Origin of the sequence: Pseudomonas parakoreensis, assembly GCF_021602155.1 — a bacterium.
Taxonomy (GTDB): Bacteria; Pseudomonadota; Gammaproteobacteria; order Pseudomonadales; family Pseudomonadaceae; genus Aquipseudomonas; species Aquipseudomonas parakoreensis.
The window spans coordinates 1-12,791 of the sequence record NZ_BQHY01000035.1; the positions used below are offsets into that span (position 1 = coordinate 1).

The 12,791-nt window shown below is 56.1% G+C and carries 26 protein-coding genes and 1 pseudogene; 19 read left to right on the forward strand and 8 right to left on the reverse strand.

What is annotated here, in order from left to right; all coding sequences use genetic code 11:
* Window positions 1–138: 138 nt before the first annotated feature.
* A complete protein-coding gene (locus tag L6D63_RS27670; RefSeq protein WP_169863058.1) occupies window positions 139–309 on the reverse strand; it encodes a hypothetical protein in 171 nt (56 codons plus the stop codon).
* Window positions 306–575, reverse strand: a complete 270-nt coding sequence (locus L6D63_RS27675) for a hypothetical protein (protein WP_169863060.1) — start codon at window positions 573–575, stop codon at window positions 306–308. The genes L6D63_RS27670 and L6D63_RS27675 overlap by 4 nt, the downstream gene beginning before the upstream one ends.
* A gap of 214 nt (window positions 576–789) precedes the next feature.
* Between L6D63_RS27675 and L6D63_RS27680 the strand changes: the two genes are divergently transcribed.
* Window positions 790–1,071, forward strand: coding sequence for a hypothetical protein (locus L6D63_RS27680; RefSeq protein WP_156858474.1), 282 nt, complete (start codon window positions 790–792; stop codon window positions 1,069–1,071).
* On the opposite strand, the gene L6D63_RS27685 is transcribed toward L6D63_RS27680, so the two are convergent.
* The 5 genes from L6D63_RS27685 to L6D63_RS27705 form a co-directional block, all read right to left on the reverse strand.
* Complete coding sequence (locus L6D63_RS27685; RefSeq protein ID WP_236170468.1) at window positions 1,032–1,232, reverse strand: hypothetical protein; 201 nt, start codon at window positions 1,230–1,232, stop codon at window positions 1,032–1,034. The genes L6D63_RS27680 and L6D63_RS27685 overlap by 40 nt on opposite strands.
* A gap of 115 nt (window positions 1,233–1,347) precedes the next feature.
* Window positions 1,348–1,563: a LexA family protein gene (locus tag L6D63_RS27690; RefSeq protein WP_236170469.1), complete on the reverse strand. Its 216-nt coding sequence runs from the start codon at window positions 1,561–1,563 to the stop codon at window positions 1,348–1,350.
* A gap of 440 nt (window positions 1,564–2,003) precedes the next feature.
* On the reverse strand, window positions 2,004–2,882 hold the full coding sequence (locus tag L6D63_RS27695) for a hypothetical protein (protein WP_236170470.1): 879 nt from the start codon (window positions 2,880–2,882) through the stop codon (window positions 2,004–2,006).
* Window positions 2,863–3,672 (reverse strand): HipA family kinase, encoded by an 810-nt coding sequence (locus L6D63_RS27700; protein ID WP_236170471.1) that lies wholly within the window; start codon window positions 3,670–3,672, stop codon window positions 2,863–2,865. Before L6D63_RS27700 ends, L6D63_RS27695 begins: the two co-directional genes overlap by 20 nt.
* Window positions 3,635–4,330: a helix-turn-helix domain-containing protein gene (locus L6D63_RS27705; protein ID WP_236170472.1), complete on the reverse strand. Its 696-nt coding sequence runs from the start codon at window positions 4,328–4,330 to the stop codon at window positions 3,635–3,637. Before L6D63_RS27705 ends, L6D63_RS27700 begins: the two co-directional genes overlap by 38 nt.
* A gap of 106 nt (window positions 4,331–4,436) precedes the next feature.
* On the opposite strand from L6D63_RS27705, the gene L6D63_RS27710 reads away from it, so the two are divergent.
* The 15 genes from L6D63_RS27710 to L6D63_RS27780 all read left to right on the forward strand — a co-directional run bounded on the left by L6D63_RS27710 (window position 4,437) and on the right by L6D63_RS27780 (window position 11,597).
* Window positions 4,437–4,640, forward strand: a complete 204-nt coding sequence (locus L6D63_RS27710) for a Cro/CI family transcriptional regulator (RefSeq protein WP_236170473.1) — start codon at window positions 4,437–4,439, stop codon at window positions 4,638–4,640.
* Between the two features lie 63 nt (window positions 4,641–4,703).
* The gene (locus L6D63_RS27715; RefSeq protein WP_034152712.1) at window positions 4,704–5,129 is read left to right on the forward strand and encodes a phage regulatory CII family protein; all 426 of its coding nucleotides are present in this window, start codon (window positions 4,704–4,706) and stop codon (window positions 5,127–5,129) included.
* A gap of 70 nt (window positions 5,130–5,199) precedes the next feature.
* Window positions 5,200–5,949: a phage antirepressor KilAC domain-containing protein gene (locus L6D63_RS27720; RefSeq protein ID WP_236170474.1), complete on the forward strand. Its 750-nt coding sequence runs from the start codon at window positions 5,200–5,202 to the stop codon at window positions 5,947–5,949.
* Window positions 5,949–6,845 (forward strand): DnaT-like ssDNA-binding domain-containing protein, encoded by an 897-nt coding sequence (locus L6D63_RS27725; RefSeq protein ID WP_236170475.1) that lies wholly within the window; start codon window positions 5,949–5,951, stop codon window positions 6,843–6,845. Before L6D63_RS27720 ends, L6D63_RS27725 begins: the two co-directional genes overlap by 1 nt.
* The gene (locus tag L6D63_RS27730) at window positions 6,835–7,641 is read left to right on the forward strand and encodes an ATP-binding protein (protein WP_236170476.1); all 807 of its coding nucleotides are present in this window, start codon (window positions 6,835–6,837) and stop codon (window positions 7,639–7,641) included. Before L6D63_RS27725 ends, L6D63_RS27730 begins: the two co-directional genes overlap by 11 nt.
* A gap of 193 nt (window positions 7,642–7,834) precedes the next feature.
* Window positions 7,835–8,023, forward strand: a complete 189-nt coding sequence (locus L6D63_RS27735; RefSeq protein ID WP_236170477.1) for a DUF1382 family protein — start codon at window positions 7,835–7,837, stop codon at window positions 8,021–8,023.
* On the forward strand, window positions 8,020–8,274 hold the full coding sequence (locus L6D63_RS27740; protein WP_236170478.1) for a hypothetical protein: 255 nt from the start codon (window positions 8,020–8,022) through the stop codon (window positions 8,272–8,274). The genes L6D63_RS27735 and L6D63_RS27740 overlap by 4 nt, the downstream gene beginning before the upstream one ends.
* Complete coding sequence (locus L6D63_RS27745) at window positions 8,271–8,486, forward strand: hypothetical protein (RefSeq protein WP_236170479.1); 216 nt, start codon at window positions 8,271–8,273, stop codon at window positions 8,484–8,486. The genes L6D63_RS27740 and L6D63_RS27745 overlap by 4 nt, the downstream gene beginning before the upstream one ends.
* On the forward strand, window positions 8,483–8,629 hold the full coding sequence (locus L6D63_RS27750; protein ID WP_236170480.1) for a hypothetical protein: 147 nt from the start codon (window positions 8,483–8,485) through the stop codon (window positions 8,627–8,629). The genes L6D63_RS27745 and L6D63_RS27750 overlap by 4 nt, the downstream gene beginning before the upstream one ends.
* Window positions 8,626–9,033, forward strand: coding sequence for a recombination protein NinB (locus tag L6D63_RS27755; protein WP_236170481.1), 408 nt, complete (start codon window positions 8,626–8,628; stop codon window positions 9,031–9,033). Before L6D63_RS27750 ends, L6D63_RS27755 begins: the two co-directional genes overlap by 4 nt.
* Window positions 9,023–9,340, forward strand: coding sequence for a hypothetical protein (locus tag L6D63_RS27760; protein ID WP_095668773.1), 318 nt, complete (start codon window positions 9,023–9,025; stop codon window positions 9,338–9,340). The genes L6D63_RS27755 and L6D63_RS27760 overlap by 11 nt, the downstream gene beginning before the upstream one ends.
* Complete coding sequence (locus tag L6D63_RS27765) at window positions 9,337–9,951, forward strand: recombination protein NinG (RefSeq protein ID WP_095668774.1); 615 nt, start codon at window positions 9,337–9,339, stop codon at window positions 9,949–9,951. The genes L6D63_RS27760 and L6D63_RS27765 overlap by 4 nt, the downstream gene beginning before the upstream one ends.
* A complete protein-coding gene (locus tag L6D63_RS27770) occupies window positions 9,948–10,493 on the forward strand; it encodes a hypothetical protein (protein ID WP_095668775.1) in 546 nt (181 codons plus the stop codon). The genes L6D63_RS27765 and L6D63_RS27770 overlap by 4 nt, the downstream gene beginning before the upstream one ends.
* Window positions 10,494–10,620: 127 nt before the next feature.
* Complete coding sequence (locus L6D63_RS27775) at window positions 10,621–10,785, forward strand: hypothetical protein (protein ID WP_154220638.1); 165 nt, start codon at window positions 10,621–10,623, stop codon at window positions 10,783–10,785.
* A 254-nt stretch (window positions 10,786–11,039) separates the two neighbouring features.
* Window positions 11,040–11,597 carry a hypothetical protein gene (locus L6D63_RS27780; RefSeq protein WP_131671966.1) on the forward strand — a complete coding sequence of 186 codons (558 nt, stop codon included), beginning with the start codon at window positions 11,040–11,042 and terminating at the stop codon, window positions 11,595–11,597.
* Here L6D63_RS27780 and L6D63_RS27785 read toward each other — a convergent pair.
* Window positions 11,594–11,857, reverse strand: a complete 264-nt coding sequence (locus L6D63_RS27785) for a hypothetical protein (protein WP_236170482.1) — start codon at window positions 11,855–11,857, stop codon at window positions 11,594–11,596. The two genes, L6D63_RS27780 and L6D63_RS27785, sit on opposite strands and share 4 nt — an antisense overlap.
* A 110-nt stretch (window positions 11,858–11,967) precedes the next feature.
* Here L6D63_RS27785 and L6D63_RS27790 point away from each other — a divergent pair, with 110 nt between their 5' ends.
* The 3 genes and pseudogenes from L6D63_RS27790 to L6D63_RS28945 form a co-directional block, all read left to right on the forward strand.
* Complete coding sequence (locus tag L6D63_RS27790) at window positions 11,968–12,297, forward strand: hypothetical protein (protein WP_047297555.1); 330 nt, start codon at window positions 11,968–11,970, stop codon at window positions 12,295–12,297.
* The gene (locus tag L6D63_RS27795) at window positions 12,294–12,641 is read left to right on the forward strand and encodes a hypothetical protein (RefSeq protein ID WP_047297554.1); all 348 of its coding nucleotides are present in this window, start codon (window positions 12,294–12,296) and stop codon (window positions 12,639–12,641) included. The genes L6D63_RS27790 and L6D63_RS27795 overlap by 4 nt, the downstream gene beginning before the upstream one ends.
* A gap of 59 nt (window positions 12,642–12,700) precedes the next feature.
* Window positions 12,701–12,791, forward strand: a pseudogene (locus tag L6D63_RS28945) (Acb2/Tad1 domain-containing protein); the annotation flags it as partial.

Sequence of the window (12,791 nt, forward strand, 5' to 3'; positions counted from 1 at the left end):
CAAGAGCAGGCCCACTACTGGAAATCCCAGCATGAAGCAGGCCATCAGTTGTTCCGGAAAACTTTCAAATCTGCCCATCTCACTTCCTCCGTTGATTTCCAATGCCGCCTCATAGAAGCGGCATCAGGAATCTGTGGGTCATACTGGTTTGAAGTTGCGCAGGAAGTCGGCCTGCTTGCTGCTACCGAAGATCGCTCGCCCCTCGATCTGGTACTCAAGGATTCCGAAGGGCTTTCGCTCCAGCACCACGACCACTCGGCCTTTGCTGCCAACCCATCGGCTGTTGATGGCTACTATCGGGGAGCTCACACATCAATCCTTCGCGCCAGGACTGAGCTGAAATTGATATAAACCGCTGAGCCGCTTCCCATGATCACCTCAGGCTTTTCCTCGGGGTCGCGACCCTCCCATAACGCCTCTTCAAATGCGTCACATGCCTGCTGTTCATCGTCGGCAAGAATTGCGAATGTGGTGTCTTCGTCGGCGTGCGGGATGCGCCCAGAGACAACCCAGAGGCTGCCGCCCTCGCTTGCAACTAGCGGCGGAACACAGGTTTTGTCGATTTCGAACTTCACAATGAATCCCTCATCCGGTTGTCGTCCCAAGCAGCCCTCGCGAGAAGGCTGCTCAGTGATGCTTTCCGCCGTGACCCGCTACTGGCGTCGGTCACCGGCTTGAATCAATGTGGTCGCCTGTTTTTACAGGGGCAGGCTCCCTGTTTCCTCGCTTTCCACAGTCGAGGGAAAACCATATGCTCCGATCTCCACAGTCGAGATAAGGAACATCGGAATGCCGGACTACATGGTTAGGGTTGAGATATTCAAAGCCGAAAGCGATGAATACTCGGATATGCACAAGGCGCTTGAGGCGCTTGGCTTGAAAAGGACAGTCCCAGGCGACAACGGGCTATGCAAAATGCCGCCAGGCACTTATTTCGGAACAAGCGGCCTCAGCACCTACGACTTGAGGCAGAAGGTTAAAGCCATCGCGGCCCCGTTCTCCTACCCTGCTGATCCCTCGGTATTTGTTTCTCAGTCGAGCGACTGGTCTGGCTGGCTGCGCCCGGCTTGATCGGACCCGCAGCCTGAGAACTGCCTGCCCTTGGGCATCTCGCTTACCCAGTAAGCCAGGTGATTCGAAGCGATGGCGAAAGCCTCATCAAAAGTGACGCTTTCATCCGTCGCGATCTCCTGAATAATCTGGCGAAACCGCTCAATCTGCTCTTCGTTCATCTCACTCTCCTGCTTTCCGCGTGGTCCTGAGTAGGGCCACCTGGAGAGCATCCGGGCTGAATTTCAGCAGCCCGGCTCTTTTATTGGCCGCAGCGCTCCACACCCAGGGCGGCGATCAACTCAGCACCCTGATTCCTCGGCTTACCCCTTGTACTATCTCGATATAACCCTTGTGCTGTATGGCGAGCAGGTGCTCATGCACGCCGTTTGGTGATGCAATACCAAGCGCCTTGGCGAGCTCTGCCCTGGTTGGAGGCCATCCAAAATCTCTGATCAACTGGCTGATCTTGTCGAGGACTTCTTGCTGTCGCTTCGTCAACTTTGTCTTCATGTTCATACCCCTCCACTGAATTCAACAATGCCGCCTCATAGAAGCGGCATCAGTAAATCTTTCTCGTTTTTCCGCCCCATGCTCGGCGCCGCGGTTTCCCCACCTGGCCGGCGTCACACATTTCGTGTTCGGTGTTATTCGCCGGATGGCTTGCATGGTTTGGCGTCCTCCCATATGGGGAGTCCGGCAGGTTCCAGAGCCTGCATGGAGATCGAAGTTTGTGTTTCGCGCTATGCCCGTTTCCGGGGATCGATCCGCGAAGATTCCAAATTGTGAAAGAGCGGCGGGCCTGTTGAGGCCCTTCGCAGTGGCTGTGTGTCGCTGCGATGGGGTAAATATCTCCCATGGAAATATCCATGTCAACTCCAATGGAGATAATAATTTCGTCGGGCGATAAAAAGCCCGCTCGCTGGCGGGCTTGGAGGAGAGCTATTTGTTGGCTAAGCGGCTGACTTTTCGAGTCTTTGTATTTGCTTCGCACCTTCGAAGGCGCTGCGAACCATGACGAGGTCAAAACCTTTTTTGTCTGCCATGTCTTCCAGCATCAGAATTCGTTCCTTGTAGGTTCTCATCGCTACCGGCTTCAGCTGTTCAATTACAGCGTCCTGCGGAACCACAAGCATCATTGCTGCTTTGTGATCGTGACGGATAAGGGCGTCATGGTCTTTGAGCTGCTCCAGCCTGAACACCTTGGAAGTGGCAGCGTCGAATAGTTGAGCCAAGCGATAGTTGCCCAAAAAAGCACAGACGTTGACCGCGATTCGAGAAGAGAAGTAGTCGCACTGCAAGGCCAGTCTAGAGCCGCGAATTGTGACATCAACAGGTACATTGAAGTGCGGTACAAGAGTCTTATCTACGCGCTCCATTGCCTTCTGAACACGCTTCCAATAAGAAGACCTATCATGGCCGGACTTGATGTCCTCGTTATGAATTAAGCTGAGGCTTGAGCAGAGATCTATCCCTTGGGAAATGATGTCCTCGAGGTCGTAACCTATCCCTTCGCGAGCTTTCCCTAGGACGACACCATGAATTCCAGATGAATAGCCTTGGACAAATCCTTTCTTGGCGTAAACCAGCGCCTTCTTGAGAGCAATCTCCATCATTGCTTTCATTCCTGGAGCGGACTCGCCGTACAAGCATTGAAGAGCCTTATCGGTAATCGTTAGGCTGCCAGAAACCTGTCCTTCAGCCCCTGCAACCACGCCAATGGTTAAGCGCTCTCCAGATTCAACTATAGGCTCGAGATAGATCGGCGCCCACTGTGCTTCGAAGGCGGGGAAATCTGGAATTCCTTCAATGTTAGGCGCGTGGACGGTCATAATTCAGATCTAAATGTGTTTGACTGAGGCCTAGGCCGCTCTCGAGAAGCTTCGGCATGTGCTGAATTCGGTCAGTGAGAAACTGTACCACGGCATCCATATGTGCGCCTGTAACCTGACACGCTGTTGGCATGCCGTTCAGCGCTTCAGCAGAGATGTCGATATCCACAAACCCCAGCGACTCTTCCTTCAGCCTCTGCGCTGTACGTCGAAGCTCGAACTGGCTCAAGTCTTCAGATAGCCGCTTTAGTAGATAGTTCTGTATCTGCCTATGGGCCGTAGTTAGAGGGTCTCTAAGAGCCTCTTCATGATCGATGAGCCATATCTTGCCGTCAGCTCCTAGCAAGATGTTTTTGAGATTTCTATCGGCGTTGGCTATCAGTTCATCAAACACGATTGCGGTTCGGATGTGCGTCCACTTAGTGAGCAGATCGTTGACGTCGTCGAGCCTTGCGATTCTTCCAATTGGAGCTGCGCCGCAGTCAAGGCTTGCTACGCAGAGGACATGAGCGGCCGTTATGCCGACAGTTTGACCTTTGGCATAAACTGGAATTGTGAGCGGCACTGGCAAGCCGAGAGCGCGACCAAGAAGAGAGGCCAGCACCTCGGCATATACCAGCCTGGCGGGGATCATTTTTACATACGCGTTGTAACGCATCTGCCCCTTAAGCTGGACGATGCCGTAAAAAAGAGGATGCTGCCCACAAACGGCCGGGTCCTCCACGCGTTTTCCCGTCAAAAACAGGCCGAGCTCAATTTCGCTCGGTACGAGACTTCTTTGGGCGGACATCTTCTTTTGCCTGTTCCTTGTGGCTGTGTTTGCTTAACCCGTGCTCAAGCATTGAGAAGAGATCATCGGAAAAACCGCCTTCCTCGGAAACTTTAAAGGCTGCTGCGGCAATTCCATCAAGACCTTTTGGCAGGGTGCTATATGGTTCGTTTCTTGGATGGACCATTTCGTCCCTGATGCCAAGTATCTGCTTTGCGTGAGTCTCACTTAGTCCTGTGATTGACGCCTTCGTGGCGATTAGAAAAAGCGCCATGATCACTTCACGCGGATCTTTGTGTCTGTCCTTAATCGTGACTTTGGTATGGGCTTGCGAGCTCTCCGCGTCTGGTTCTTCGCCGACATTCGTTGAGTCAGGATTAGAGGCATCGCCAACTGCAGCGGCCATGTCCGCAATCTGGTCGGCAAGCCTCGTACTGAATTTCGAAATAGGAATATCAAGCAGCTTTGCCATTGCCACGGCCAGCTTCTGAGTCACCGGCCTATGACCATTCAGGTGACTACCAAGCGTGCCTTGGCTCATCCCGACTTGGTGAGCAATTTCTTCCTGCGTCAGCTTTCTGCCCTTAGGCAGCTTCGCATTATGTTCGGCTAGGGCGGCCTTGAGCGCTGCGCACTCCTGCTTTTCCCAGCCCTCTAGATCGCGTCGTTCTGTGCTCATCTTTCAAGAATATTCCCAATGGCAATACCTCGCCATCTCCAGTGGAGTTGCAAAGTATCTCCCGTGGAGATAACCTGCGCTCAAGTGAATCAATGGAGTTCTGGCTATGGGCCGAATCCCGCTATCTGAATTTGCAGAAACCAACGGACAGACCAAGGCCGCGGCGCTTCTTGGTATGACTCAAGGAGCCCTCAACAAGGCAATCCGTGTGCGTCGGGACGTGTACGTGATTGAGCATGAAGACGGTAAGTTCACCGCCGAGGAGCTGCGCCCATTTCCTGTGCAATCAGCCAAACGAACTGCTGCCTGAGCTACGAGCAAATGATCGCCTCTGCACCAGCAGGGCGCCACGTAAAGAATTTCGAGGTGTTACATGCAGGAATTGATGAAGGCGATCTACGACGTGGTTGACGACCATGGCACCAAGAAAATCGCTGAAGGCGCGGACTTCAAGTCACGGACGCTTCTTTCCCAGAAGGCAAACCCGGACTACGACACCCACCGCATGAACGTGGAAGAGCTGCATCGGATCATGAAGTTCACTCAGGACTTCCGTCCGCTCAAAGCATGGGCGGAGGCGTTCGGTTTCGACCTGGTTCCGAAGGAAAAGCCGGAAGGCATCAATCTCAACGCCGCACTTCTGCGGCTGCATGCCGACCTTGCTGACGTTACTCGCCTTGCATTCGACGCACAGGCTGATGGGCGAGTCTGCTCGGTCGAGAAAACGAGCCTGCTTAAGGAAGCTGAGGAAGTGATCGTCAGCCTGGAAGTTTTCAAGCAGTCCGTGAAGGCAGCCTGAATTTCAGACACAAAAAAGCCGACGTACGAGGTCGGCTTTTTCAACAGCGGTAAAACAAGTGGAGCCGATTATGCACGCACAACCACAACTGGACAATACCGGACAGGCCGCGACACGTTTTTCGAATTATGAAAATGTGTCGCGTACCACCATGTCGTCTCGCGAAATTGCTGAACTCACGGGGAAGCGTCATCCCGATGTAAAGCGCGACATCCAAGCGATGGCTTCTGAGCTCGAAGAAGATGTGAGCGATTTTGCTCACATCTATTTGGACAGCATGAATCGTGAGCAGACCGAGTATTTGCTGGACAAAGAGCTGACCGAGACCCTCCTGACTGGTTACAGCGCCAAAATGAGAAGGGCGGTGGTGCGCCGCTGGACCGAACTCGAAGAGCAGGTTCGCCCACGCGTCTTGGCAACGCTTCCTGACTTCTCTAATCCTGCCGCCGCCGCTCGCGCTTGGGCTGAGCAGTTTGAGCTTCAGCAGGCTGCCAATCAGGCGCTTATTGAAGCTGCGCCGAAGATCGCCTTTGTCGAAAAATATGTTGAGTCTACCGGTCTGAAAGGCTTCCGCCAGGTCGCCAAACTGCTCAAAGCCAATGAAGCGCGTTTTCGCGAGTTCCTGCTCGACAAAAAGATCATGTACCGCATGGGCGGCGAGTGGCAGGCCTACCAGCCACACATCGACGCCGGCCGCTTCGAGGTCAAGGCCGGCACCACTGACAGCGGGCACGCCTACAACCAATCGAAATTCACTCCCAAGGGCGTCAACTGGGTTGCTGGTCTGTGGGCGCAGCACCAATTGAGGGAGGTTGTGTAATGGCTCGCGCACGCAATATCAAACCTGGCCTGTTCAGCAACGAGCTGATGGCAGAGCTTCCAGCATTTGACCGCCTACTATTCATCGGGCTGTGGTGCCTGGCTGATCGGGAAGGGCGTCTCGAGGATCGCCCCAAGCGAATCAAGATGGAGCTGTTCCCGTGCGATACCTACGACGTGGAGGCGGGTCTTGCCAACCTTGCCAGCGCGAAGTTCATTTCGCGGTACAGCGTCGACGGCTTTAGCGCCATCGAGATCGACAATTTCCAGAAGCATCAGCGCCCGCACGGCACGGAAAAAGACAGCTCGATCCCCGACAAAGACGGTTACCTGACCGTTAACGAACGCAAGTCAAACGGTGTAATAACAGGCGTCTCACACAAGGTTAACGTTAAAGACCTGCAAAATAACGTTAAGGAACAGTTAGAGCCTGTTAACCCACCGTTGGATAACGCCCTGATTCACCGATTCTCTGATTCACCGATTCCTGAAGAAGATCAACACCACTCTCTCAACGCGGGCGAGCCAGCTCCGGAATTCGAGCCAGAGCCAGATCTGGAACCTGTTGACCCAAAGTCTCCGGTAGAGATGACTCTCGACTGGATGCCTGACGCCAAACTGCTGAAGACCTACTGCGTTCACTTCGGTGTCTCGCCTGACCTGTTCACCAAGGAGGCCGTGGCCCCATTCACCGCCCACCACGAATCCGGTGGCGGCGTGCACCCGCAATCCAAGTGGGTTTCGCTCTTGGTGAAGTGGGTCAAGGACGACAAGAACCGTGCGAGCAACGTTCGCCAGTTCCCGAAACGTGAGTCGCAATCACGCCATACGGGCTTCGCCGATCGCAATTACACCGCCGGCCTGAAAATGCGGGAGGACGGCAGCTATGCGCTCTGAACCAGTCCAAGCCACTCCAGAACTGCCGCCGGGCACTCGCATCCAGCCTGCTGAGTGCGAAACCCACGGCGCCTACGAGCAGCGGGTCTTCTCTGTGCTGAACAGGGAGCTCAGAAGCAACTGCCCGGAGTGCACCCGGATATCCCGCGAGAAGTCCGAAGCCGCCGAGCAAGCCAACAAGGCGATGGAACTGCGCATGTCTCTTGCTCGCAAGCTGGGCGATGCGCTGATCCCGAAACGATTCGCTACTCGCACCCTGGGCAACTACCAGGCCGAGAACGACGGCCAGCGCAAAGCCCTCCGTTTCTGCCAGCACTACGTGCAGATCTTCGACGAGATCCTGAAGACCGGTCGCTGCATGGTGCTGATCGGCAAACCCGGTACCGGGAAAACGCATCTCGGCGCTGGCATGGCCAACGAGCTGCTGCACAACACGTCGCGCACGGCCGTGTACCGCACTGTCGGCGCAATCCTTCAGGCGATCCGCTCCACGTACGACAAGCACAGCGAACGCAGCGAGGCCGAGATTCTGTCGAGCCTGATCGATCCCGATCTGCTGGTGCTGGACGAGGTAGGCGTGAGCAAGGAGCAGCCGAGTGACTTCGAGCTGACGACCCTGTTCGCAATCATCAATGGCCGCTACGAGCAGGAGCGCCCGACGGTGGTGATTTCCAACCTCGAAGCCAGCCAGTTGTCGTCCGCGATGGGCGACCGCTGTGTCGACCGTCTGCGCGAGGGCGGAATGATCGTGGTCCCGTTCGAATGGGAATCTCAGCGCGGCAAGGAGGGCTTCTGATGAGGATTCACCGACTGTTCTGGCCGGCCATGCAAGGGGCAGGTTACGCATTTCTGTTTTTGGGCTTTTGCGCGTTTTTCGCATACCTGCTCGCGCCATCTTCATCGCCGGCCAACATCTGCGCCAAAACCAATGAGCGTGGCTCATCCGCTTGGGTGGCCTGTGTCGACCGAATGATTCAGGAGCGCAAGTGATGAAACGAGCAAACCCAGCCCAGCTACGCCAATCCCTTGAGATGGCCAACACCATGGTCAAGCACGGAATCCGTTTCGTGTGCATGCCGGTTGTGGATGAGGCGGACTGCCTAAATTTGGCAAGCCAGGCCACCGAGCGCCTGGAGCGCATGGCATTGATCGCAGAAGCATCGGAGGCGCGGACATGAGCGAATTTGCAAAAGTGAATCAGGACGAGCGCAAATCGCTTGGTTTCATGTATCTGGCCCGCCGCGCATGCGGGAAGGTCTCCGCTTCTTGCTGGGATGGCGCCATGAGCAAGAAGGACACCGCCAAGTGCGTGGCTGGTTACATCAAGCGCGGCGATTCGGTTGAGCGAGTAGAGCGGTTCGAGGGCGATCCGCAGCCTGAGTGGATTTGCCGTCCGGGTTGCAACGACTGCGCAGGGAGCAAGCCATGACCGACTACACCGAACTGAAACGACTGGTCGAAGCCGGGAGCTTGCCACCGATCGTGTCGACCTTGATTGCCGAGAACGAGCGCATTGACGGCTGCTGCAAAGCAATGGCTTTGGACATGGGCAAGCTAACTCGCGAGCGCAACTCGTTCCGAAGCAGTGCCGAGAAGCTCAAGGCCGAGAACGAGGCGCTGCGCAGGGAGGTGAAATCATGAAGTCCTTACTGCAATGGTTCGTCTTCTGGCGGCCGGCCAAGCACATTCCTATGGCCGTTTTTCAGGGAGTGCTTGCAGGTCTGGCGTTTTCGCTGATTGTGTTTTCACCGATCTGGATTGCATTGCTTGAGGTGCTGCCATGAATCCCGAATACACGATCCGCGACCGAAGCGATATCAACCGCCTCGCCGGTGCATTGCACACCATCGACCTGACCAAGCCGAAGGTTGTGGTGATCCGCGACGAGAAACGCCCGGACGTCTGCAACCGGAAAATGTGGGCAATGCTCAAGGACGTATCCGAGCAGGTGGTCTGGCACGGCAAGAAGCTGACCAGTGAAGACTGGAAGTGCCTTTTCAGTGCCTCGCTGGAGAAGCAGCGCGCGGAGCCTGGCCTCGACGGTGGCTTTGTTGTGATGGCGGTATCGACCCGCAAGCAGTCGCAGAAGTGGTTCAGCGATCTGTTCGAGCTGATGCATGCCTTCGGCGCTGAGCATGGCGTGAAGTGGAGTGCGACTGACCACTGGGACGGCCGTTATGACCAATAACTTCAAACCGGGCGACCTGGCTCTGACAGTTGGGCTCAGCGATAAAAACAACTTCAGGACGGTCGAACTGCTTCGCCACGTTGGCATACCCGACGGGATCAAGATTCAAGGGAAGTATTTTCTTAATTCCAACCTGCACGATATGTGGTTGGTGCGCAGCTTGAATGACCCGCTCCTGCCCTCGAAAAAGATGCAGGATCAATTGGGCATAGGCCCTATGCAAGAGGTCGAAATCCCCACGCGTAATTTGATGCCCCTGCGCGGGCACTTCACCCCTGAGCAGAAGAAAGCCAAGGAGGCTGTATGAAGCGCACACCGCTGCAACGAAAGACTCCACTCGCGTCCGGTGGCACGCGCCGCAAACGCTGCCCAGAGTGCCGGGTGATGTTCACACCCTCCAGAAGCTCGCAGGCGGTGTGCGGAGAGGTCGAGTGCGCCATCGCTCACGGGAAGTCGGAGAAAGGCCAGGAAAGCGCGCGCAAGGCCTTTGCTGATATCGGGCGACGTGACATCAAGGTGCGCAAAGAGGCCCTCAAAAGTCGCGCAGACCACCTCAAGGATACGCAACACGCATTCAATGCCTGGATACGCCAGCGTGACATCGGTCAGCCCTGCATCAGTTGCGGAACCACTGCTGATGTTCAGTACTGTGCGGGCCACTACAGAACAACTGCCGCCGCTCCAGAGCTCCGCTTCGAGCCCCTCAATGTACATCTTCAATGCAACCGCAACTGCAACATGGGCAAGTCGGGGAATCTGCTGGGGTATCGACCGGGCCTGATCAAGAAGATTGGCGTGGAGGCGGTTGAATGGCTTGAGGGCCCTCATGAGGCCAAGAAGTACACCATCGAAGAATTGAAGGCGATGACCGCCGACTACCGGGCAAAAACAAGAGAGCTGAAGGGGAGAGCGGCATGACTTATCGCAACGTGGTATCCGCAGTAGTCCGGGCGCTCGCCGCCGAAACCATCAACTCCGCCGGCGGCTGCGACTTTGAGCCAAAGGTGCAGTGCGCCAAACAGAAAGGGGAGATCGTCGGCAAGGAGGCTGCGTTCCTCACCGACTGCTGGGTGTTCGGCCGGCTGCACAAGTCGCTGTCGGCGGCGCACTGGCGTGTGTTAGTGGCAAAGTTTTCGACACACATGGACCGAAAGCATGCCGCCATTGCGGAGCTGACCAAGGTCATGCGTTCGCCGGCGCCGGAGCGGTTCCTGCATTGTGCCGTCGTCACTTGGGCGCTGCCAAAGCTGCCGGGCGTTGACGGAAAGCGCTCAACCAATGTGCTCCCGGCCGGCTGGTACGAGATGGATAACTGGTCGAATGAGCCGCACCCGATCAAGACACAAGAGCGGTGGCGCCGGGATATTCGCAAGGCGTTGGAGGGCAGTGTGGACCTGGCTTTGATCGAGGCTCAACACATCCTCGAAAATGAAGGCCTTGTGATGTCAGAAGTTGCTTGACGGCCATTGAGCCAATGAGCCATTATCACCCCATCCTGTCATTCCTGCGTGTGTAGGACTGACAAACGAAACCCGGCCACCGCGCCGGGTTTTTTATTGCCTCGAATTCAACCTTCTGGAGGTGCGCGTGAAGCTGAAAGCCAAAAGCAATCTGCTGGAGCGCGCCAGAACGGCATGGGAGGCGGTCGCACGCCAAGTTGGCGAGACCGACTTCTCGCGCCATCCACGCACCGGCGAGTATTTGCATCCCGGTGTCGCCATGGGTTGGCGGATCCACAAAAAGAATCTGTAGTTTCACCTGTAGCCAGGACAGCCCTCGGGAAGGCCTGGACGTCGATAGCCGGTAGTGCGACGTACGGAAACAACACCGGCAGCCCGTGCACTCTGACCTCACATGCTTGTGGAGTGGCGCGAGACAGGAACAGCGAGATCGATGCAAAGGGGCGTCGACGCTGGGATGGTCTTTGGCCGACAGCTCGGAAAGACGAGCGCACCTATTCAGGGCCTCTGCATTCGCAGGGGCTTTTTCGTTTGAGGAGCAGGAAAATGTCCGACGCAGAGAAGCAGGCGGTTCAGTGTGTAGTTGACGCAGTTGTCGGTGGCGATCTCGGTCGACTGAAATCGGGTCTGGCTCGGCTTTCGGAGTTGCCAGGCTACGAGTTCTCCACGGTTACTGGGCAGCTGATGAACACCGACCAGCGTGAAAAGTTTTCGCTGTTCGTGATCGGCTACGAAAGCCCGTTCTACTACCGCGACGGCCATGTGTTCGGAGCTGTGTACACGGCATCCGACTTCATGTGCAAAAAAGCCAATCCATCTGGCGAAGGCCTGCCATTCGAGCAGGTCCGCGACGCAGTCCTGAAGGCGCGCGGCGAGCACGACGAAAAGGTCCTGAAGAAAGCGCTTGGATTGAAGGCCGCGCTCGAAGAAATGGAAGACTTGCTGAAGCGACACTCGTTCGCGGATTCGAAGCTGATCAGCCTCGCGCATGTTGAGTTGCACAAGGGGCAGGCGCTGCTCTTGGCTGCACTGCAGCGTCCTGTTGGGGATTGCAGTAACTGCAATGATGGCGACTTGAAGGTCGCCATCGAAGCATGGCGTTAAGTTTGACGGTTATCCGACTCGTTTGTGCGGGCGGCGCCTAATAGCAATGCCTGAAGGGGCTGCTCCCATTTGGTGACCGCTTCGCTGTTGTCTTTGAGGTGCTTGGGCGGGTGTTTCACCAAAGCATTCAGGACTGCGCTCAGTCTGTCCTGTTCCGTTCCGGATTTATTGGACAGTTTTTGCAGGGCGATACCAATCCCTTCAAGTGCCGCTAGTGTCCCCGCTTCGAATGGGGTCAGCTGTTGGTTCGATTCAGACATTTTCATGGCCTCCTGGCCGTTCAGTGTGGAAGCCGAACGATATCACGGAGCCATACGCCCGCCATCGAGCTGGCTTTTTTATTCATCATGCCCACCAAGGAGTCGAGCGCATGGATTTTTTGCACCGCCTGCTCGACAGATTGGATCTGCTGATCGCCGGCCTGTTCGGCGTCATCGTTGCCAGTTGGTGGCACAAGGACGATCTGACCGATTGGCGAGCGTGGCTGATCTTCCTCACCACTGGAGTGGCCTGCGCCCTATACCTGACCGGTATGGTCAGTGCGTACCTCGGCGTGACAGAGCCGAACATCGTTGCCGGTGTGGGCTTCCTGCTGGGAACCTTCGGCGGATCGCTGCTCGCAGCCATTAACCGAGCCATCAAAGCCGCTGACCTCTGGGCGCTTATTCGCCAGCGGTTCGGGGGAGGCAATCCACCATGAGTCTTGAACTGATCAACTCCATCGCCTGTGGCTTGATTGCCTTATGGGCGACCTGGTGTGTTCTGAGCGGTCGAGTGCGGGACGGCATCCTCGGCAAGCTGATCTATTCGGCGATCGCCATCAGCGGGTTTGTGGTGATGAGCCGCAACCAGAACATTTTCATCATCGGCCCAACCACTGCCGGTATCACGTTGCACGTCTCGCTGGCCCTTGCCGGTATGCGCCACATCTTCATGGTCATCTGGTGGCAGCGGGTGAAAGCCTGGCTTTGCCGGACGCTGAGTTGTGAACACTGCCTGCGTTGTGACAAGGCGCCGGGCGGGATCGAACGTCGATCCAAGTAAGTCGCGACACGTTTCACGAATCAGCAAATTGTGTCGCGACACGCGACGAGGAGAGCAGCATGGATAACCAGCACAAGAAGATCACCGGCTACCGCGACCTGACTCAGTCTGAAATCGACGGCATGAACTCGATCAAGGCTCTGGAGGCCG